At 66.7% G+C, this 20,285-nt stretch carries 17 protein-coding genes; 7 read left to right on the top strand and 10 right to left on the bottom strand.

All coding sequences use genetic code 11. The features are described from left to right. The first annotated feature begins 5 nt into the window (after positions 1-5). Genes D4754_RS15025 through gluQRS form a run of 4 tightly spaced genes read left to right on the top strand, consistent with a single transcriptional unit; the run spans position 6 to position 3,692 of the window. Positions 6-791, top strand: a complete 786-nt coding sequence (locus tag D4754_RS15025) for an enoyl-CoA hydratase (RefSeq protein ID WP_121065012.1) — start codon at positions 6-8, stop codon at positions 789-791. Positions 792-831: 40 nt separating this feature from the next. Beyond that, positions 832-2,187 (top strand): methylenetetrahydrofolate--tRNA-(uracil(54)-C(5))-methyltransferase (FADH(2)-oxidizing) TrmFO, encoded by a 1,356-nt coding sequence (trmFO, locus tag D4754_RS15020; protein WP_121065339.1) that lies wholly within the window; start codon positions 832-834, stop codon positions 2,185-2,187. 48 nt (positions 2,188-2,235) lie between these two features. Further along, entirely contained in the window at positions 2,236-2,850 is a 615-nt protein-coding gene (locus D4754_RS15015) for a class I SAM-dependent DNA methyltransferase (protein WP_121065010.1), read from the top strand. Beyond that, positions 2,847-3,692 carry a tRNA glutamyl-Q(34) synthetase GluQRS gene (gluQRS, locus tag D4754_RS15010; RefSeq protein WP_121065008.1) on the top strand — a complete coding sequence of 282 codons (846 nt, stop codon included), beginning with the start codon at positions 2,847-2,849 and terminating at the stop codon, positions 3,690-3,692. Before D4754_RS15015 ends, gluQRS begins: the two co-directional genes overlap by 4 nt. Positions 3,693-3,770: 78 nt before the next feature. Here gluQRS and hisI read toward each other — a convergent pair whose 3' ends face one another. Next, complete coding sequence (hisI, locus tag D4754_RS15005; RefSeq protein WP_121065006.1) at positions 3,771-4,130, bottom strand: phosphoribosyl-AMP cyclohydrolase; 360 nt, start codon at positions 4,128-4,130, stop codon at positions 3,771-3,773. A gap of 69 nt (positions 4,131-4,199) precedes the next feature. Here hisI and D4754_RS15000 point away from each other — a divergent pair, with 69 nt between their 5' ends. Beyond that, positions 4,200-4,661: an iron-sulfur cluster assembly scaffold protein gene (locus D4754_RS15000; RefSeq protein ID WP_121065004.1), complete on the top strand. Its 462-nt coding sequence runs from the start codon at positions 4,200-4,202 to the stop codon at positions 4,659-4,661. A 215-nt stretch (positions 4,662-4,876) separates the two neighbouring features. Here D4754_RS15000 and D4754_RS24040 read toward each other — a convergent pair whose 3' ends face one another. From D4754_RS24040 to sciP, 5 genes are all read right to left on the bottom strand, one after another. Then, complete coding sequence (locus D4754_RS24040) at positions 4,877-5,026, bottom strand: hypothetical protein (protein WP_163025922.1); 150 nt, start codon at positions 5,024-5,026, stop codon at positions 4,877-4,879. Positions 5,027-5,223: 197 nt separating this feature from the next. Then, on the bottom strand, positions 5,224-7,314 hold the full coding sequence (gene recG, locus D4754_RS14995) for an ATP-dependent DNA helicase RecG (RefSeq protein WP_121065002.1): 2,091 nt from the start codon (positions 7,312-7,314) through the stop codon (positions 5,224-5,226). A 3-nt stretch (positions 7,315-7,317) separates the two neighbouring features. Further along, a complete protein-coding gene (gene ligA / locus D4754_RS14990; RefSeq protein WP_121065000.1) occupies positions 7,318-9,438 on the bottom strand; it encodes an NAD-dependent DNA ligase LigA in 2,121 nt (706 codons plus the stop codon). Between the two features lie 131 nt (positions 9,439-9,569). Further along, positions 9,570-10,286 carry a response regulator transcription factor CtrA gene (ctrA, locus tag D4754_RS14985; RefSeq protein WP_121064998.1) on the bottom strand — a complete coding sequence of 239 codons (717 nt, stop codon included), beginning with the start codon at positions 10,284-10,286 and terminating at the stop codon, positions 9,570-9,572. Positions 10,287-10,369: 83 nt separating this feature from the next. After that, positions 10,370-10,657 carry a CtrA inhibitor SciP gene (gene sciP, locus D4754_RS14980; RefSeq protein WP_121065337.1) on the bottom strand — a complete coding sequence of 96 codons (288 nt, stop codon included), beginning with the start codon at positions 10,655-10,657 and terminating at the stop codon, positions 10,370-10,372. A gap of 136 nt (positions 10,658-10,793) precedes the next feature. On the opposite strand from sciP, the gene mnmA reads away from it, so the two are divergent. Then, a complete protein-coding gene (gene mnmA / locus D4754_RS14975) occupies positions 10,794-11,939 on the top strand; it encodes a tRNA 2-thiouridine(34) synthase MnmA (RefSeq protein ID WP_121064996.1) in 1,146 nt (381 codons plus the stop codon). A 167-nt stretch (positions 11,940-12,106) separates the two neighbouring features. Next, a complete protein-coding gene (locus D4754_RS14970) occupies positions 12,107-14,152 on the top strand; it encodes an ASKHA domain-containing protein (RefSeq protein ID WP_121064994.1) in 2,046 nt (681 codons plus the stop codon). A 382-nt stretch (positions 14,153-14,534) separates the two neighbouring features. Here the strand turns inward: D4754_RS14970 and D4754_RS14965 are convergent, their stop codons facing one another. From D4754_RS14965 to D4754_RS14950, 4 genes are all read right to left on the bottom strand, one after another. Continuing rightward, positions 14,535-16,484 carry an acetyl-CoA carboxylase biotin carboxylase subunit gene (locus D4754_RS14965; RefSeq protein WP_121064992.1) on the bottom strand — a complete coding sequence of 650 codons (1,950 nt, stop codon included), beginning with the start codon at positions 16,482-16,484 and terminating at the stop codon, positions 14,535-14,537. Further along, the gene (locus tag D4754_RS14960; protein WP_338031152.1) at positions 16,477-16,935 is read right to left on the bottom strand and encodes an ASCH domain-containing protein; all 459 of its coding nucleotides are present in this window, start codon (positions 16,933-16,935) and stop codon (positions 16,477-16,479) included. Before D4754_RS14960 ends, D4754_RS14965 begins: the two co-directional genes overlap by 8 nt. 148 nt (positions 16,936-17,083) lie before the next feature. Continuing rightward, complete coding sequence (locus D4754_RS14955) at positions 17,084-18,694, bottom strand: carboxyl transferase domain-containing protein (protein ID WP_121064988.1); 1,611 nt, start codon at positions 18,692-18,694, stop codon at positions 17,084-17,086. 67 nt (positions 18,695-18,761) lie between these two features. Continuing rightward, on the bottom strand, positions 18,762-20,282 hold the full coding sequence (locus tag D4754_RS14950; RefSeq protein ID WP_121064986.1) for an AMP-binding protein: 1,521 nt from the start codon (positions 20,280-20,282) through the stop codon (positions 18,762-18,764). Positions 20,283-20,285 lie beyond the last annotated feature (3 nt).

The following is a 20,285-nucleotide window of genomic DNA, read 5'->3' as shown; positions in this document are numbered from 1 at the left end:
GCAAGATGGCAATTCTGGAACGTCACGACACCGGCGCAATCGCGCATCTGCACATGAACGCGCCCGAGCGGCTGAACGCCCTGTCGGACGAGATGCTGGCGGATCTCGCCGATGCTTTCGCCGCGCTGAAGGACGACACGACCATCCGAGTCGTGATCCTGTCAGGAGAAGGCAAGGCGTTCTGCGCGGGCCACGACCTGAAGCAGATGACCCAAGGCCGGCAGGCCGAAGACGGCGGCAAGGCCTATTTCGCTGATCTCTTCACCCGCTGCGGCCAAGTGATGACCGCAATCCGCGACCTACCCCAGCCCGTCATCGCCCGCGTCCACGGGATCGCCACCGCGGCCGGCTGCCAGCTTGTCGCCTCGTGCGATCTGGCGGTCGCGGCCGAAGGCACACGTTTCGGCGTGAACGGCGTCAATATCGGCCTTTTCTGTTCCACGCCCATGGTCGCCCTCTCCCGCAACATCCCCCGCAAGAAGGCGTTCGAAATGCTGACGACGGGCGAGTTCATCGACGCCGCAAGGGCCGAGGAGCTGGGTCTGATCAACCGCGTGGTAGCCCCCGAGAATCTTGAAACCGCCACCTCTGATCTGGCCGAAACGCTGGCCTCCAAGCTGGGCAGCGCGGTCCGCATCGGGAAGGAAGCCTTCTACAAGCAGCTCGAGCTTCCGCTGGACGAGGCCTACGCCTATACCGGTGCCGTGATGGTCGAAAACATGATCGACCGCGACACCGCCGAAGGGATTTCCGCCTTCCTGGAAAAACGCCCCCCCGCGTGGGACCAGTGAAACCATTGCGCCAACGCGCGCCCTGCCCTACATGCCGCCCATGACAGATACGCTTCACATCGTCGGCGGCGGCATGGCCGGGTCCGAGGCCGCCTGGGCCGCAGCCAAACAGGGCATTCCCGTGGTCATCCACGAAATGCGCCCGCTCGTCGCCACCTTCGCGCACAAGACGGAACATCTGGCCGAAATGGTGTGCTCGAACTCCTTCCGGTCGGATGACGACGAACAGAACGCCGTGGGTCTGCTTCATTGGGAGATGCGGGCCGCCGGCGGCGTTGTGATGGAAGCCGCCGACGCCAACCGCCTGCCCGCAGGCGGAGCGCTGGCCGTCGACCGTGATCCCTTCGCCGAATACGTGACCAAGAAACTGCTGTCCCACCCCTTGATCTCGCTCTCACGCGAGGAGGTGACGGAGCTTCCCGCCGACGGCCACTGGATCTTCGCCACCGGCCCGCTGACCTCCACCGCCCTGGGTGCAGCCATCGCGCGGGAAACCGGGTCCGAGGCGCTGGCCTTCTTCGACGCCATCGCCCCCATCGTCTATTTCGATTCGATCGACATGTCGAAAGCGTGGATGCAATCGCGCTACGACAAGGGCGAGACGGAGGAAGAGCGCACCGCCTACCTCAACTGCCCGATGGACAAGGCGCAGTACGACGCCTTCATCGACGCGCTGCTGGGCGCCGACAAGACGGAGTTCCACGAAGGCGAAACCGCCGGCTATTTCGACGGCTGCCTGCCCATCGAAGTCATGGCCGAACGCGGCCGCGAAACCCTGCGGCATGGGCCCATGAAGCCCGTGGGCCTCACGAACCCGCACCAGCCGGACGTGAAGGCCCATGCCATCGTCCAGCTCCGCCGCGATAACGCTCTGGGAACGCTCTACAATATCGTGGGCTTCCAGACGAAGATGAAATACGGCGCGCAGACAGAGGTGTTCCGCACGATCCCGGGCCTTGAAAACGCTCAGTTCGCGCGCCTTGGCGGCATTCACCGCAACACGTTCCTGAATTCGCCCACGCTGCTGGACGCACAGATGCGCCTGCGTTCGCGCCCCAATATCCGCTTCGCAGGCCAGATCACCGGCGTCGAAGGCTATGTCGAAAGCGCCGCGATGGGGCTGCTGGCGGGTCGTCTGGCCGCGGCCGAAATCCTGGGCCATACCGCAGACGCACCGCCACCCACCACGGCCACCGGCGCGCTTGTCACCCACATCACCGGCGGGGCCGAGGCGAAGACCTTCCAGCCGATGAACGTGAATTTCGGCCTGTTTCCGCCGGTCGAGGGCCTGAAGGGCGGCCGCCGCGGGCGCCGAGACCGTTACCAGGCCTATACCGACCGCGCCAAGGCGGACTGGAGCGCATGGCTGGCCCCGCAAGCGGTGGACGCTGCCTGAGACCCTGCCTAAAATGCGCGCCGACACGAACGCGAAAGGCAGACACGAATGACCGATCTCTATCTCGAAAAAGTCTACGAGGCCCGCACGCCCGAAGAAACCCGCACGCTCTATGACGAGTGGGCCACGGGCTATGACAGCGAAGTCGGCGGCAACGGCTACGCAACACCCGTCCGCTGCGCGCAGGCGCTGGCCGCCCACATGACAGATCTCGGCGCGCCGATCCTAGATTTCGGCTGCGGCACTGGCCTGTCGGGCATGGCCTTCGTCGAACAGGGCTTCATCACGCTCGACGGCATGGACCTGTCGGACGAGATGCTGGCCCAGGCGCAGGCCAAGGACATCTATCGCACCCTGACCCGGATCGAGGCCGACGCGCCCCTGCCCGTCAAGCCCGGCGATTACGCGGCCATCGCGGCCGTGGGCGTGATCGGTGCGGGCGCGGCCCCCCTGTCGGTCTTCGACGCGCTGCTGGAGGCTCTGGCCCCCGGCGGCCGCCTCGTCTTCTCCTTCAACGATCACACGCTGGAAGATCCCGCTTACGAGGCGCGCGTGAAAGCCCGGCTCGACGCCGGCGATGCGGGGCTGCTGTTCGAAGCCCACGGCGATCACCTGCCCGCGCGCGGCCTGAAATCCCGCGTCTACGTGCTCGAACGCATGTGACTTTCACGACCCGCTTCGCCCCCTCGCCCACCGGGCCGCTGCACCTGGGCCACGCCTATTCGGCACTCCTGGCCCATGACATGGCGCACGCGGCGGGGGGTATCTTCCACCTCCGGATCGAAGACCTCGACCAATCCCGCGCCCGCCCGCATTGGGAGGCGCAGATCGCGGACGACCTCCACTGGCTGGGCCTCACCTGGCCTGAGCCCGCCATGCGCCAATCGGATCGCGGCGCGGCCTACGCGCAAGCGCTGGCGCAGTTCGAAGCACGTGGACTCCTCTACCCCTGCCGCTGCAACCGCGCCGACATCGACGCCGCCGCAGGCGCCCCGCAGGAAGGCGTGCCGCAATTCGGCCCCGACGGCCGCATCTACCCCGGCACCTGCCGCAATCGCCCCATGGCCGACCGCCAACCGGAAGATGTCATCCGCCTGAACATCGCCCGCGCCACCGAAGCGCTGCCGGCGCTCACATTCACGGAAACCGGCGCCGCCTTCGCCGGCACCCACGCGCTGAACGCGGACGATCTGCAAACCACCATCGGCGATGTGATCCTGGAACGCCGCCAGATGGCCGGCTCCTACCACCTCGCCGTAACGGTCGACGACGCCGCGCAAGCCATCACCCACGTGATCCGCGGAGAGGACCTGTTCGACGCCACGCGCATCCACGTCCTGCTGCAACACTTGCTGGGTCTGCCGACTCCGACCTATCACCACCACCGCCTGATCCGCGACGACGCCGGCAAAAGGCTGGCGAAACGCGACGACGCCCGCGCCATCGCCCGCTACCGCGAAGACGGCCTGAGCCCGGCCGATATCCGCAAGCTGGTCGGCCTATGACAGACCGTCCCCTGCTTCTTCTTTCCGAAAATACTCTCGCCGAAGGCATGGCCCGCAGGGCCATTCATGCGCCGGACGTCAGTCCACAGGCTCCATGATCTCGACCTCTTCGCCGTCCCGCACCGCGGTGTAGAAACAGCTCTGCCGGTTCGTGTGGCAGGCCGGCCCGACCTGATCGACCAGCAGCAGCAAGCAATCCCGGTCGCAATCCACCCGAATCTCCACCAGCTTCTGAACATGGCCCGAGCTTTCGCCCTTCACCCAGAACGATGAACGCGAGCGGCTCCAGTAGGTGACGTTGCCCGTCGCCAGCGTCTGCGCCACGCTCTCGGCGTTCATCCACGCCATCATCAGCACATCGCCCGTGCCGTGATCCTGGGCAATCGCCGGGACAAGACCCTGATCGTTGAACTTCAGTGTGGCGGGATCGAATGCCATGACCGTGAAAACCTTTTGCAACCGCCGATGCGCGCCTTATGTAGGATACGCACTGCAAGGGAAAGCCAGATGTCCGGCGAAAACGACCTGATCAAGCTCTACTCCTCGCGCATCCTTGCGCTTGCGGCGGATATCCCGCGGCTGGGGCGGCTCGAGGACCCGGATGTCAGCGTCAAGCGCCGTTCGCCGCTCTGCGGATCGACCGTGACGGTGGATCTGAAGCTGGAAGACGGCAGGATCGCCGATTACGCGCAGGACGTGAAGGCCTGCGCGCTGGGACAGGCGGCGGCATCCGTGGTGGGCAGCGTCGCCGTCGGGCGCACGCGGGACGAGATCGAGACCGCCCGCGACCAGCTGCGCGACATGCTGAAATCCGAAGGCCCTGCGCCCGAAGCCCCGTTCAATGGCCTGGGCGTCCTGTTGCCCGCGCGCGAATACCGCAATCGCCATGCCTCGATCCTGCTGGCGCTGGAAGCGACGGCAGAGGCGATGGCCGACGCGGACGGCAACCGCGCCTGCGCCCCGGACTGATTTCTCCGCACTCCAGACAAAAAAACCGCCGCACATCCCGGGCAGGATGGCGGCGGCAGGCTGTGCGTGTCTCGCGTGGGATACGGGGCCTTGCTGGCGTGACAGGCTGAGGCGACCGGTCAGGCGGATCAGGATCAGGCGGTCCTGAAGCATCGGTTGGGACAGGATGCGGGCAAGGCGCCGGCGCGAGAACGCAGGCAGAAACGGGAAATCTTTCAGATCAGCGTGGGCAGATGCAGCGCCACCACGAGGATCACGCCGATGGCCATGACGCCCGCGGCGTCCTGCAGAACGGTCGCGCGCGACCGGGTTAGAGCAAAGCGGATTTCCTTGAGCATCGTGGCCTCCATCAAGCGGTGGGTCATCATCTGTTAACGCTTTGTTCTCATATCGGAGGGCATGTGTAAAGAACTTTATGAGAACATCTGAGAACGAAGGCAGATTTCACGGGTCGGGCATGGGGGCTTTGCCCCCGCCGCGCCGTGCGGCGCGACTCCCCCAGAGTATTTTTGAAAAGAAGAAACAGGGGATTGGCCCGTGGCCCGGCCGGTGTCTGAACCTGTCAGCCAACGCCGATCAGGCGGATCGCACGGTCCTGCCGCAGCAGCCAGAGGAGCGTGCGGGCGGCTTGGCCGCGTGCGCCCTTGAGCTCCGGATCGGTGGCGAGAAGCGCGCGGGCGTCGTCGTGGGCGGTGGCCATCAGGCCGGTCTGGCGTTCCAGGTCGGCCACGTGGAATTTCGGCAGGCCGGATTGCGCCGTGCCGATCAGGTCGCCCGCGCCGCGGATTTCAAGATCGGTTTCGGCGATGCGGAAGCCGTCTTCGGTTTCGCGCATGACGTCGAGCCGCTTGCGACCCGTTTCCGTCAGCGGCCCCTGGTACATCAGCAGGCAGGTCGAGGCGGCCTCGCCCCGGCCCACCCGCCCGCGCAGCTGGTGGAGCTGGGCGAGCCCGAAGGTTTCCGCGCGCTCGATCACCATGATGGAGGCGTTGGGGACATCCACGCCGACCTCGATCACGGTCGTCGCGACCAGCACGCGGGTGCGGCCCGACTGGAAGTCGGCCATGGCGGCGTCCTTGTCCCCCGGCGCCATCTGGCCGTGGACGAGCCCCGCGACACCTTCGCCCAGAGCCGCGCGCAGGAACTTGAACCGGTCTTCGGCGGCGACCAGGTCGGAGACCTCGGATTCCTCGACCAGCGGGCAGACCCAGTAGCATTGCCGCCCCTCGGCGATCGCCTTTTGAAGATGCGCCACCACCTCGCCGATCCGTTCGGTGGAGACGACGGCGGTGGTGATGGGCTTCCGTCCGGGTGGCTTTTCGTCGAGCACCGAGACATCCATGTCCCCGTATTGCGCCAGCGACAGGGAGCGCGGGATCGGCGTGGCGGTCATCACCAGCACATCGGCAGCGATGCCCTTGGCGGCCAGTTCCATCCGCTGGCGGACGCCGAAACGGTGCTGTTCGTCGACCACCGCCAGCCGCAGATCGTTGAAGGCGACGTCCTGCTGGAACACGGCATGGGTGCCGACCAGGATATCGATCCGCCCGTCTGCCAGTGCCATCAGCTTCTCGGATCGCTGCGTACCCTTGTCGCGACCCGTCAGGATCTCCATCCGGACCCCGGCCGTTGCGGCGAGGCCCGCGAGCCCGGCAATATGCTGGCGGGCGAGGATCTCGGTGGGCGCCATCAGCACGCCCTGCCCGCCGGCCTCGACCGCGATCAGGAGCGCGAGGAACGCGACCAGCGTCTTGCCCGCGCCGACATCGCCCTGCAGCAGGCGGTTCATCCGTTCCGGCGCGGCCATGTCGCCCGCGACCTCGGCCACCGTGCGGGTTTGCGCGGCCGTGGGGCTGTAGGGGAGCGAGGCCAGCACCTTGTCCTGCAATGCGCCGGTGCCGCGCGTCACCAGCCCCTTCTTCTTGCGGGCGTTCTGGCGGGCGAGCGCGAGGGTCAGCTGGTGGGCCAGCAACTCGTCATAGGCCAGGCGCGCGCGGGCGGGCGCCTCGGCCGCCAGATCCTGTGGGCCTTCGGGGGCGTGGGCCTGTTCCAGCGCCGCCTTGCGGTCGGGCCAGCCTTCGCGTTTGAGGACGCCGGGATCGATCCATTCCGCGAGGTCCGGCACCCGGGCCAGCGCGGACCGCGTCGCCTTGAACATCGCCTTCTGGGTCACGCCCTGGATCAGGCGGTAGACAGGTTCGAACGGCGGGATATCCTCCGCCTCCTTCACGGGCAGCATATGTTCGGGGTGGACCATCTGGGCGATGCCGTCGAAGAGTTCGACCCGGCCAGACATGACCCGGCGCGCGCCTTCCGGCAGGATCTTCTTCAGGTACTCGCCGCGGGCGTGGAAGAAGACCAGCTGGAACGCGAAATCGCGGTCCTCGACATTGATCCGGTAGGCGCCGCCCTTGCGGCTGGCCGCGCGGTGGGGGCCGATCGTGACCTCGACCGTCAGCGTGGCGGGCAGATCGACGCCCTGGATCGTCTCCCGCCTCCGGCGGTCGATGACGTTATAGGGCAGTGACAGCAGCAGATCGCCGGGGGTTTCGACGCCCGTGGCTTCCAAGAGCTTGGCCGTCTTGGGGCCGAACCCCTCCAGCGCTTCCAGGCTGGAGAAAAGCGGGAACAATTGTTCGGGACGGCCTGCCATGCCTCAGGCGTCACCGATGAGGGTCAGCCAGCCGTCTTCGTCCACCGTCTCCACCCCCAGATCGGCGGCCTTCTTGGCCTTCGATCCCGCGCCGGGCCCCGCGATCAGCAGGTCGGTCTTGGCGCTGACGCTGCCGGAAACCTTGGCGCCGAGTGCCTCGGCGCGGGCCTTGGCCTCTGCCCGTGTCATCTTTTCCAGTGTGCCGGTGAAGACGACCGTCTTGCCCGCGACGGGGCTGGACGAGGTGTCGGGTTTCGCGGCCTCTTCAACGGTCAGGTGAGCGGCCAGCCGGTCGATGGAGGCGCGCTCGGCTTCCTGATTGAAGGCGGTGACAAGGGCCGTGGCCATGACGGCGCCCACGCCATCGATGCCCAGAAGTTCGTCCCAGGCCGGGCCCTCCAGCGGCGCGGCGTCGGACATGGCGGTCGAGAAGACCTCCCAACTGCCGTAATGACGGGCGAGCAGGTTGGCGGATTGTGCGCCGACATGGCGGATCCCCAACGCGAAGATCAGGCGGCCCAGGGGGACGTTGGCGGCGTCCTTGATGGCGGCGAAGAGGTTGGTGGCCGATTTCTCGCCCCAGCCTTCGCGGTTCTTCAGCTGCTGCATCCCCGATCCGTAGCGGTCTTCCAGCGTGAAGATGTCGGCGGGCTCGGCGATCCAGCCGTCGGTATAGAACTGTTCGACCTGTTTCGCGCCCAGCCCTTCGATGTCGAAGGCCGCGCGGGAGACGAAATGCTTCAGTTTCTCAACCTGTTGCGCGGGGCAGATCAACCCGCCCGTGCAGCGGCGGATGGCATCTCCGGGTTCGCGTACCGCTTCGCTGCCGCATTCCGGGCAGGTTTCGGGGAAGGTGTAGGGTTCGGACCCTTCGGGACGTTGGGTCAGGTCGACATCGGCCACTTTCGGGATCACGTCGCCGGCGCGGTAGACCTGCACCCAGTCGCCGACGCGGATATCCTTGCCGTCGCGGATCGGCTCGCCGTTGGAATCGCGGCCCTGGATGTAATCCTCGTTGTGCAGCGTCGCGTTCGACACGACGACACCGCCGACCGTGACGGGCAAGAGCCGGGCCACGGGGCTGAGCGCGCCGGTGCGGCCGACCTGGATGTCGATGGATTCCAGCCGCGTCCACGCCAGTTCCGCCGGGAACTTGTGGGCGATGGCCCAGCGGGGCGTGGTCGACCGGAACCCAAGCCGCGCTTGCAGGCCCAGATCGTCGACCTTGTAGACGACGCCGTCGATATCATAGTCGAGCGTCGCACGCTGGGCCTCGATCTCGGCATACTGGGCCAGCATCTCGGCCGGGCCGTCGCAGCGTTTGGTTAACGGGTTGGTGACGAAGCCGAGGTCCGACAGGCGCTGCAAGGCGCCACTCTGGGTGTCGGAGAGCGGTTCGCTGAGCTCTCCCCAGCTGTAGGCGAAGAATTTCAGCGGCCGGGACTTGGTGATCTGCGAGTCCAGCTGGCGGAGCGATCCGGCGGCGGCGTTTCGCGGGTTGGCGAAGGTCTTGGCGCCGGCCTCCTCCTGCCGTTTGTTAAGATCGGCGAAATCCTCGTGGGACATGTAGACTTCGCCGCGGACCTCCAGCACGGCGGGGGCGCCTTCCAGCGTTTCGGGGATGTCGTCGATGGTGCGCGCGTTGGCGGTGACGTTTTCGCCCACGGCGCCGTCGCCCCGGGTGGCAGCCTGGATCAGAACGCCGTCTTCATAGCGCAGCGACAGGGACAGGCCGTCGATCTTGGGCTCGGCCGTGTAGGCCAGCGTCGCGTCGGCGTCCAGACCCAGGTACCGGCGGAGACTGGTGTCGAATTCGGTGATGTCGTCGTCATCGAAGGCGTTCGACAGGGACATCATCCGTACCGAATGGGCGACCTTGGCGAAGCCGTCCGCCGGGCGGGCACCCACCTGTTCGGACGGGCTGTCATCGCGTTTAAGGGTCGGAAACCGTGCCTCGATCGCGGCATTGCGGGCCTTGAGCGCGTCATAGTCGGCATCGGTGATTTCCGGTGCGTCTTCCGTGTGATAGGCCGTGTTGGCCCGGTCCAGAAGCGCCGCGAGCCGCGCCAGTTCCTGCGCGGCTTCATCTTCGGTCAAGGCGTCGGGGTCGATCCGGTCGGTCACTTGGGGATTGGTCCTTCAGACTCTGCCCGAACGTGATAGGACGCCCCTGCCCTCAGGTCCAGACGCAGCCGCGCATGCAAAGGCCCGCCGCAGGAGTCCTGCCGCAGGCCTTTGCACTGCATGTGGAAGGGTCAGGCGCCGATGGCGACCTGCGGGCTGGGCAGTTCGACATGGTGCGGATCGCGCAGCACATAGCCCCGGCCCCAGACCGTTTCGATATAGTTTTCGCCGCCCGTGGCGTTTGACAGCTTCTTGCGGAGCTTGCAGATGAAGACGTCGATGATCTTGAGTTCCGGTTCGTCCATGCCGCCATAGAGGTGGTTCAGGAACATTTCCTTGGTCAGCGTCGTGCCCTTGCGCAGGCTCAACAGCTCCAGCATCTGGTATTCCTTGCCGGTCAGATGAACGGGCTGGCTGTCCACTTCCACCGTCTTGGCATCGAGATTGACGGAGATCTTGCCCGTCCGGATCACCGATTCCGAATGGCCCTTGGACCGCCGGATGATCGCGTGGATCCGCGCCACCAGTTCTTCGCGGTGGAAAGGTTTTGTCAGGTAGTCGTCGGCGCCGAAGCCGAAGCCCTTGATCTTGTTCTCGGTATCGTCGGCGCCCGACAGGATCAGGATCGGCGTTTCGATGCGCGCCGTGCGCAGTTGGCGCAGAACCTCGTGCCCGTGCATGTCCGGCAGATCGAGATCGAGTATGATCAGATCGTAGTCATAGAGCTTGGCAAGATCGACGCCTTCTTCGCCCATATCCGTCGCGTAGACGTTGAGATTGGCGTGCGTCAGCATCAGTTCGATGCTTTTCGATGTCGTCGGATCATCCTCGACCAGAAGTACCCGCATAGCTTCAAGCTCCGCCTAGTTATCGTGCTGGCCTTAACCATGGAGAACAAAAGTTAACCTGACGTTACTAAGCGTAAACCTATTCACTCACCTTTTGGTTGTCGATACTTTTTCAGGGTCGTAGCTTTCAACGCCTCCCGCCCGTGTTCGGCCATAGCAGAGACCCAGCCCTGGAATTCCTCCTCGCTCAGCTGGTAGAGGTCCAGCGCTTCTTCCTTCGACAGCAGACCGTAGAGCACGCCCCGCACCACGGCGAGCTTGCGCGAGGCCACCCAGCGTACCGTGCCAGCCGGCGGCAGATCCGCGCGGGACAGTACGGTGCCATCGGGTAACGTGACCGCACGCGCGCCTTCGACTTTCCTGAGATACATCTTGGACTTCATCCACTTACGCCATATTTGACCCAGAATCCGCCCTGACCCCTTAAAACCGTGCTAAAGCCGCCCTTGTGAGTAATTCGAATTTTCCTATATTCCCCCTTCATCTCTCGACACTGCAGGACCTGTCATGGCGCTCGATTCGCATCCGAAGCTGAATTCGCTGGGGTTTGCCAAGCCCCCGGCCGAAACGCGCGTTGTCGTGGCGATGTCCGGCGGCGTGGACAGTTCGGTCGTGGCCGCCCAGCTGCATGAAGAAGGTTACGACGTCGTGGGCGTTACGCTGCAGCTCTATGACCATGGCGCGGCGCTGGCGAAGAAGGGGGCGTGCTGCGCGGGCCTCGACATCCACGATGCCCGCCGCGTGGCCGAGGAACGCGGCTTTCCGCATTACGTGCTGGATTACGAAAACACGTTCCGCGACGCGGTGATCGACGAATTCGCCGACAGCTACCTGGCGGGCGCCACGCCCGTGCCCTGCATCCGTTGTAACGAAAGAGTGAAGTTCAAGGACCTGCTGGAAACGGCCAAGGACCTCGATGCCGATTGTATGGCCACGGGCCATTACATCCAGCGCAAGATGGGCGCGCAAGGTCCGGAGCTTCACAGCGCGGCCGATGCGCGGCGCGACCAATCGTACTTCCTGTTCTCGACCACGCCCGAGCAGCTGGACTACCTGCGCTTTCCGCTGGGCCATCTGCCGTCGAAGGACGCGACGCGGGATCTCGCGTCGCGCTACGGGCTTGCCGTGGCCGACAAGCCCGACAGCCAGGACATCTGCTTTGTCCCGAACGGCGACTATGCCGCCGTGATCGAAAAGCTGCGCCCCGGCGCGGGCGAACCGGGCGAGATCGTCGATACCAATGGAAACGTGCTGGGCACCCACAAGGGCGTGATCCACTACACCATCGGACAGCGGCGCGGCCTTGGCATCGGCGGGCTGGCCGATCCCCTGTATGTCGTGCGGCTGGACCCGGATGCGCGCCGTGTCGTCGTGGGCCCGAAGGAGATGCTGTCGACCCGCACCGTCCCGGTGCGCGAGATCAACTGGCTGGGCGACGAACCGATGATGTCCCGAGCGGAATGGAACATCTCGGTCAAGGTCCGCTCCACCCGCCCCCCGCGCGAAGCCGTTTTGCGCCCGATTTCGGACACCGAGGCCGAAGTGGTCCTGTTCGATGCCGAGGAAGGCGTGTCCCCCGGCCAGGCCTGCGTGTTCTACGAGACCGAAGGCAGCCGCATCTTCGGCGGCGGCTGGATCTGGCGGGGCTACTAGGCACGGCAGTTATGGGTCCAGCCCATTGACGCCAATCGCTTGGGGAATGTCGCGGCTGGGCATGAGTGTGGCAGAGCTTTGTTCATGATTGCCTTCCAAACTGCCCTACCTTCCCTCTGCGCCCGAAACACCTATGGTGCCGGGAACACTCACTGACAGGTCGTCCCATGTCCGAACCCCAGGATCCGCTCGTCGTCTTCACGCCTTCGGGCAAACGCGGCCGCGTGGCGCCGGGCACCACGGTGCTGGCGGCTGCACGGAGGCTGGGGGTCGACCTGGATTCGGTCTGCGGCGGGCGCGGCATCTGTTCGAAATGCCAAGTGTCGCCCGCCTACGGCGAATTCGCCAAGCATGGCGTGCACGTGGATGACGACGCGCTGAGTGCATGGAACGAGGTCGAGGCGCGGTACGACCGCATCCGCGGCCTGGCCAAGGGCCGGCGGCTGGGCTGTCAGGCGCAGATCCAGGGCGACATGGTCATAGACGTGCCGCGCGAAAGCCAGGTGCACAAGCAGGTCGTGCGCAAGGAAGCCGCGATGCGGGACATCACGATGAACCCCGCCACGCGGCTGGTCTTCGTCGAGGTGCAGGAACCCGACATGCACGAACCCACGGGCGATTTCGAACGGCTTGCCCGGGCGCTGAAGGCACAATGGGATATCGAGGGCGTAACCGCCGATCCCACACTGCTGGCCCGCCTGCAACCCGTTCTGCGCAAGGGCAATTGGCAGGTGACGGTGGCGCTTCACAAGGACCACACCGGTGCCCCACCGCGCATCGTCGAGGTGTGGCCGGGTCTGCAGGAGGGTCCGCTTTACGGGCTGGCGATCGACCTCGGCTCGACCACCATCGCGGCACACCTGACCGATCTGGTGACGGGCGCGGTCGCGGCCTCGGCCGGGGCGATGAACCCCCAGATCCGCTTCGGCGAAGACCTGATGAGCCGTGTGTCCTACGCGATGATGAACCCCGGCGGCGACAAGGAAATGACAGCCGCCGTGCGCGAGGCCATCAGCGGCCTGATCGCCGATCTGGCGCAAGAGGCTGAAATCGAGGCCGACCGCATCGTCGAGGCCGTCTTCGTCTGTAACCCCGTGATGCACCACCTGCTGCTGGGCTTCGATCCGGTCGAACTGGGCCAGGCGCCCTTCGCACTGGTGACCTCGAATTCCATGGGCCTCGGCGCCGGAGATCTGGAGCTGACGGGCCTGACCCCCCGCGCCCGGATCTACGTCCTGCCCTGCATCGCCGGCCACGTGGGCGCGGATGCCGCCGCCGTGGCGCTTTCGGAACAACCCGGCAAGTCCGAGGATCTGGTGCTTGTCGTCGATGTCGGCACCAATGCCGAGATCCTGTTGGGCGATACCTCCCGCGTGCTGGCCTGCTCCTCCCCCACGGGCCCGGCGTTTGAGGGCGCGCAGATCAGCTCCGGCCAGCGCGCGGCCCCCGGCGCCATCGAACGGATCGAGATCGACCCGGTTACGAAGGAACCCCGCTTCCGCATCATCGGCGTGGAGCAATGGTCGGACGAGGACGGCTTCACCGAGGCCGCGGGTCCCACGGCCATCACCGGCATCTGCGGATCGGGCATCATCGAGGCGGTGGCCGAAATGCGCATGGCGGGCCTATTGGACCCGTCGGGCCTGATCGGATCCGCCGAACAATGCGGCACGGCGCGCTGTATCCCCGACGGCCGGACCCAGTCCTACGTGATCTGGGACGGAACCGAGGCCGGCGGGCCGCTGATCGCCGTCACTCAGGGCGACATCCGCGCGATCCAGTTGGCGAAATCGGCGCTCTACGCCGGCGCGCGCCTCCTGATGGACGAACGCTCGGTCGACAAGGTCGACCGCGTGGTGCTGGCCGGGGCCTTCGGCGCCCATATCTCCCCCAAGCACGCGATGGTGCTGGGCATGATCCCGGACGTGCCGCTGGACAAGGTCACATCCGCCGGGAACGCCGCCGGCACGGGCGCGCGCATCGCGCTCTGCAACATCGACGCCCGGGCCGAGATCGAACGCACGGTCCGCGAGATCACCAAGGTCGAAACCGCGATCGAGCCGAAGTTCCAGGAACATTTCGTTGCCGCCAACGCGATCCCGCACAAGACAGATCCGTTCCCGGAACTCAGCCGGATCGTCACCCTGCCGGATGTGTCGTTCAACACCTATGGCAGTGAAAGCGGCGGCCGCAGACGCCGCCGTCGCGGCTGACGCGCACTCGGCCCGCTCACCCCGCGCGATTTCCGAAGCCGGTATGGGAGCTCTGCCCCCGCCCGCTCCTGCGGAGCGGACTCCCCCGAGGTATTTGAAGACCAAAGAAGACCCGCGCCCAAAGACTGCCTCGAGCCATCTCTGCGGAGCCACCGTCGCCTGGGGCCGAAAAGAGCGGTCGCGGCCTTCCCGTCAAGGGGCCGAAGGCCCGCGCGCCAGCGCGGCTTGCCCTTGACGGGAAGTTCGTGAGCGCTCAGGCCCCAAACAGGCGGCGGTGGATCTGCAGCGATGGCGGGCCCATCTCTGTGGTGAACCCGAGCTGTCCCCCGGCATGTACGGGCCAGACGCCACCCCGCCAATCCATGCGCAGACCGTCCGGATCTCAGTCCGGATCTTCCTCAAGCCGCACCAGCGGCGCGCCGGCCTCCACCTGGTCACCCGCTTTGCAAAGCACCTCGGCCACGACGCCGTCCCGCGCCGCCAGAAGCCCGTGCTCCATCTTCATCGCTTCCAGCACCGCCAGCCGGTCGCCCGCCTTCACCGCCTGCCCGGCCTCGGCATAGAGCGCCTTCACCAGACCCGGCATCGGCGCCTCGATCACGTCGCTCGACGCGCCAGCCCCTTCCGCGCGCGCCAGCGGGTCGATCACCCGGAAGGGATACCCGTTGCCCCAGAAGACCGTCAGATCGTCTCCGTCGCGCACCGTCCGGGCCAGCACCTTGGTGTCGTCCACCCACCATAGCCCGTCATGGCAGGTCACGACAGTCTGCACCTCGCCCAGATCCACCTCGAACCGCTCGGCCCCCGCGGCCGCGACCTTCACCGCGAACTCCTCCCCACGATGTTCCAGCAAGACCGAGCGCAGCAGCGGCGCCCAGAGCGTGAAGCCCGCGTCCGTCACGCCCGCCGCGCCGTCCCAGAGCCCCAGCGCCGCCAAAGCCGCAATCGAGCGCGCCTTGGGACAGGCCACCGGCGCCGGCGCCAGCGTGTCCAGCTCCCGCCCGACCAGTCCGGTATCCACGTCGCCCGCCACGAATCCCGGCTCGGCCACCAGAGCCTTCAGGAAAGACACGTTCGTCACCGTCCCCGCGATCTCTGTCCATCCGAGTGCGCGCTCCATCGACCGCAGCGCCGCGCCGCGGGTGGGCCCGTGAATCGTCAGTTTCGCGATCATCGGATCGTACCACGGGCTGATCGTGTCCCCGGCGCGCACACCGGTATCGACCCGGGCCCCATCGGCGAATTTCAGGTGCGAAATCGTCCCCGTCGACGGCAGGAACCCGGCCGGCACGTCCTCGGCATAGATCCGCGCCTCGACCGAATGGCCGGTGATGGTCAGATCCTCCTGCCGGGCGGGCAAGGCCTCCCCGCTGGCCACCCGCAGCTGCCATTCCACAAGGTCGACGCCGGTGATCTCCTCGGTCACGGGATGTTCGACCTGCAGACGCGTGTTCATCTCCATGAACCAGAACCGGTCGGGGCGCAGCCCGTCCGACCCGTCGACGATAAACTCCACCGTCCCGGCACCGGAATACCCGATCGCCTCGGCCGCGCGCACGGCGGCATCCCCCATCGCGGTGCGCATCTCTTCGGTCATGCCGGGCGCGGGCGCCTCCTCGATCACCTTCTGGTGGCGCCGTTGCAGCGAGCAATCGCGTTCGAACAGGTGCACCGCATGCGTTCCGTCGCCAAAGACCTGCACCTCGATATGCCGCGGCTTCTGGACGTATTTCTCGATCAGCACGGCCGGGTTCCCGAACGAGGTCTGCGCCTCGCCCTGCGCGCTCTCCAGCGCCTCGGCAAAGCCGCCCGGCGCCTCGACCAGCCGCATCCCCTTGCCGCCGCCGCCGGCCACGGCCTTGATCAGGACGGGATAGCCGATGGCCTCGGCCTCCCGCGCCAGGAGTTCGGGATCCTGATCGGCCCCGTGATAGCCCGGCACCACTGGCACGCCGGCCTCCTCCATCAAGGCCTTCGCGGCATCCTTCAGCCCCATGGCCCGGATCGCCTTGGCAGAGGGCCCGATGAAGGTCAGCCCGGCCGCTTCCACCGCCTCCACGAAAACCGGGTTCTCCGACAAGAACCCATAGCCCGGATGGATGCCCTGCGCGCCCGAAGCCCTGGCCGCCGCGATGATCGCATCGCCGCGCAGGTAGCTGTCCTTCGGCGCCGGCCCGCCGATATGCACCGCGCGGTCCGCCAGGGCCACATGGCGCGCCGCGGCATCGGCGTCGGAATAGACGGCCACCGTGGTCACGCCCAGCACCCGCGCGGTTTCGATCACCCGGCAGGCGATCTCGCCCCGGTTGGCAATCAGGATCGTGTCAAACATCGTCTCGTCCTCCGCGCCCGTTCGAAACAGGCTGAAAATCTTCCACCACCCGGAACCGTTCGATGATCATCATCGCGTCCGGTGCGAAATGGCCCGCGCGTTCCAGGTACGCCCGGTAGCCCGCGCGCCAGTGCGCCAGGTCCCGGAATTCGCCCTGATCGGGCACCATGTCCTCGGTCACCGCATCGAAGGGCACCAGCTGCACCTCGAGCGTCTCAACCGCCAGCGCCGGCGCCCCGTCCCAGTCCAGCGCGATATCCACGCGCCCCGCCTCGGGCAACGCCTCGCCACTGGCCTCGACGGCGGCCAGCACGCCGCAGGTCACCGTCTTCCGTCCGGCCCGCACCAGCGCCAGTACCTCGTCGCACAGCGCCCTGCTGTCCCCGAACGTGAACGTCTCCGCCCCGGGATAGCGCGCCAATACCTGCGCCGCGCCGCTCACAGGCCCCACCCGGTTTTCTCCTTTTCAAAAATACTCCCGCCGGAGGCACCCTTCCCCGACACGAAAGACCGGTCAGCCCCCAAAGGCCCGCCCGCGCGGGCAGACGGGGGCGGGTGGGTGGGCCGTCTGCCCGCGCGGGCGTCCGACGACAACACGATCACATCCGGAAGACGCCGAACCGCGTCTCCTCTATCGGCGCGTTCAGCGCCGCCGACAGCGACAGCGCCAGCACGTCGCGGCTTTTCCGCGGATCGATCACCCCGTCGTCCCAAAGCCGCGCCGAAGCGTACAAAGGATGCGACTGTTCCTCGAACATCTCGATGGTCGGGCGCTTGAATTCGGCCTCGTCCTCGGCCGACCAGCTGCCGCCGCCCCGCTCGATCGCATCGCGCTTGACGGTCGCCAGAACGCCCGCCGCCTGCGCACCGCCCATGACCGAGATGCGGGAATTGGGCCAGCTCCACAGGAACCGCGGCTGATAGGCCCGCCCGGCCATGCCGTAGTTCCCGGCCCCGAAGGACCCACCGACAAGCATCGTCACCTTGGGCACCGATGTCGTCGCGACCGCGGTCACCATCTTGGCGCCGTTCCGGGCGATGCCTTCGTTCTCGTATTTCCGGCCCACCATGAAGCCGGTTATGTTCTGCAGGAACACCAGCGGGATGTTCCGTTGCGAGCACAGTTCGACGAAATGCGCCCCCTTCTGTGCGCTTTCCGAAAACAGCACGCCGTTATTTGCCACGATCCCCACGGGCACGCCCTTCACATGGGCAAAGCCGCAGACCAGAGTTTCCCCGAAGCGCGGCTTGAACTCGTCGAAATAGGACCCGTCCACCAGCCGCGCGATCACTTCGCGGATGTCGTAGGGCGTGCGCAGATCGCCGGGGACGACACCCAGGATCTCGTCGGGGTCGTAGGCCGGTTCTTCCGGCGTCTGCATCCGGATCGCGGGGTTCGCGATGCCGCCACCGTTCAGGTTCCGCACCGCGCGGCGGGCCAGCGCCAGCGCGTGGAAATCGTCCTCCGCCAGGTAATCGGCCACGCCCGACAGGCGCGTATGCACGTCCCCGCCGCCCAGATCTTCGGCCGTCACGACCTCGCCCGTCGCGGCCTTGACCAGCGGCGGGCCGGCCAGGAAGATCGTCCCCTGCTCGCGCACGATGATCGACACGTCGGACATCGCCGGCACGTAAGCCCCGCCGGCAGTGCACGAGCCCATCACGACTGCGATCTGTGGTATGCCCTTCGCGCTCATCTGTGCCTGGTTGTAGAAGATCCGTCCGAAATGGTCCCGGTCGGGGAAGACCTCGTCCTGGTTCGGCAGGTTCGCCCCGCCGCTGTCGACAAGGTAGATGCAGGGCAGACGGCATTCCTCGGCGATCTCCTGCGCGCGCAGGTGCTTTTTCACCGACATCGGGTAATAGGTCCCGCCCTTCACGGTGGCATCGTTGCAGACGACCATGACCTCGCGCCCCTCGACACGGCCGACACCGGCAATCATACCGGCACAGGGCGCCGCGCCGCCGTACAGCCCATGGGCCGCCGTCGCACCGACTTCCAGAAACGGAGCACCTGGATCCAGCAGGTTCGCCACCCGTTCCCGCGGCAGCATCTTGCCCCGCGACACGTGCCGTTCGCGTGCCTTCTCCCCGCCCCCCGCGGCGGCAAGCTCGGCCGCCTCGGAGATCTGCGCAAGGGCCTCAAGATGCGCCTTTCGGTTGGCCTGGAAGGCCTCGGACGACGGCAGGGCCTTCGATGCGATTTTCATTTCGGTTTCCCCTCGACAGTTCCGTCCCGGTCACATGCCCGAACGGTCTTTTCCTGCAGCGCGGCGCTCAGGTCGATCCTTCTTCCATCGCGCGCGCCTTCAATTCCTTGCGGATCACCTTGCCCGTGACGGTCATCGGCAGAGTGTCCAGAAAGGCCACCTCGCGCGGGTAGGCATAGCTGGCCAGCCGCGCCTTGACCCACTCGGACAGCTCCACACCCGAGACCGCCGCGCCCGGTTTCAGGACGACATAGGCCTTCACGATCTCCGTCCGCAGCGCGTCGGGCTTGCCCACCACGCCCACCGTCGCGATGGACGGATGGGTCAGCAGGCAATCCTCGATCTCGGCCGGGCCGATGCGATAGCCGGCCGAGGTGATCACGTCATCCTCCCGCCCCACGAAGCGGATATAGCCGTTTTCCATCACGCCGCGGTCACCCGTCACCAGCCAGTCGCCGCGGAACTTGTCGGCGGTGGCACCGGGCTTCCGCCAGTATTCCAGCATCATCGAGGCCGAACCGCGGCGCACGGCGATATCGCCCTCACTGTCCGTCACGGCACCCTCTGCGTCGATCACGGCGACGTCCTGTCCCGGGACCGGCTTGCCGATGGCACCGGGACGCACCGGGTAATCCGCCGCGCAGCCCGACACGGTCATGTTGCATTCCGTCTGGCCGTAGAATTCGTTGATCACCAGCCCGAAGGCCGTGCGGCCCCAGTCCAGCATCTCGGCGCCCAGAGGCTCCCCGCCCGACGCGACCGAGCGCAGGCCCGGGATCGAAAGGTCCGCCGCCTTCAGCATCCGAAGCGCGGTGGGCGGGAAGAAGACGTTGCGCACCCCGGCCCGCGCGACGATTTCGGCCGCGCCGTCCGGCGTGAACTTGTCCATCCGGGCGGCCACGACCGGCACGCCAAGGGCCAGCCCGGGCATCAGCACGTCGAACAGGCCGCCGATCCACGCCCAATCGGCCGGAGTCCACAGCACGTCGCCCGCCTGCCCCAGATGATCGTGGGACAGCGCCACGCCGGGGATATGGCCCGTCAGCACCCGGTGCCCGTGCAGCGCGCCCTTTGGGGCCCCGGTCGTGCCGGACGTGTAGATCAGCACTGCCGGATCGTCCGGGCCGGTATCGGCGAACGGCACGGGCGCGCCCTCCTCCCCCATCTCGGACGCGATCAGCGGTTCGGCCAGATCGCCGAGTTGCGCGGCGCCTTCGGTGTCGGTCAAAACGAAGCTCAGATCCGCGTCGCCGATCCGGCTGGCCAGCGCGTCATGCTGGAACAGCTTGAACAGCGGGACCGAGATCGCGCCGATCTTCCAGATCGCCAGATGCGCCGCCGCACATAGGGGCGATTGCGACAGCAGAACACCGACACGATCACCCGGACCAACGCGGCGCAACAGCCGCCGGGCCAGTGCATCGGTCATCTCCGACAGCGCGCCCCGTGTTACGTCGCGGCGGTCATCGCCCGTCAGGTAGACGATCGCCAGCCCGTCCGCCGGACCATCCAGCGCCTGCGCGGCCATGTTCAGCCGGGCCGGAAGCGCCCACGTGCCCTGAGGCGTGATATGCGGCCAGCCCGGCATTCG

Origin of the sequence: Chachezhania antarctica (assembly GCF_003646465.1) — a bacterium.
Classification (GTDB): Bacteria; Pseudomonadota; Alphaproteobacteria; order Rhodobacterales; family Rhodobacteraceae; genus Chachezhania; species Chachezhania antarctica.
The sequence above is the reverse complement of the archived record's forward strand: the minus strand, read 5'-3'. Positions and strand labels throughout refer to the sequence as shown.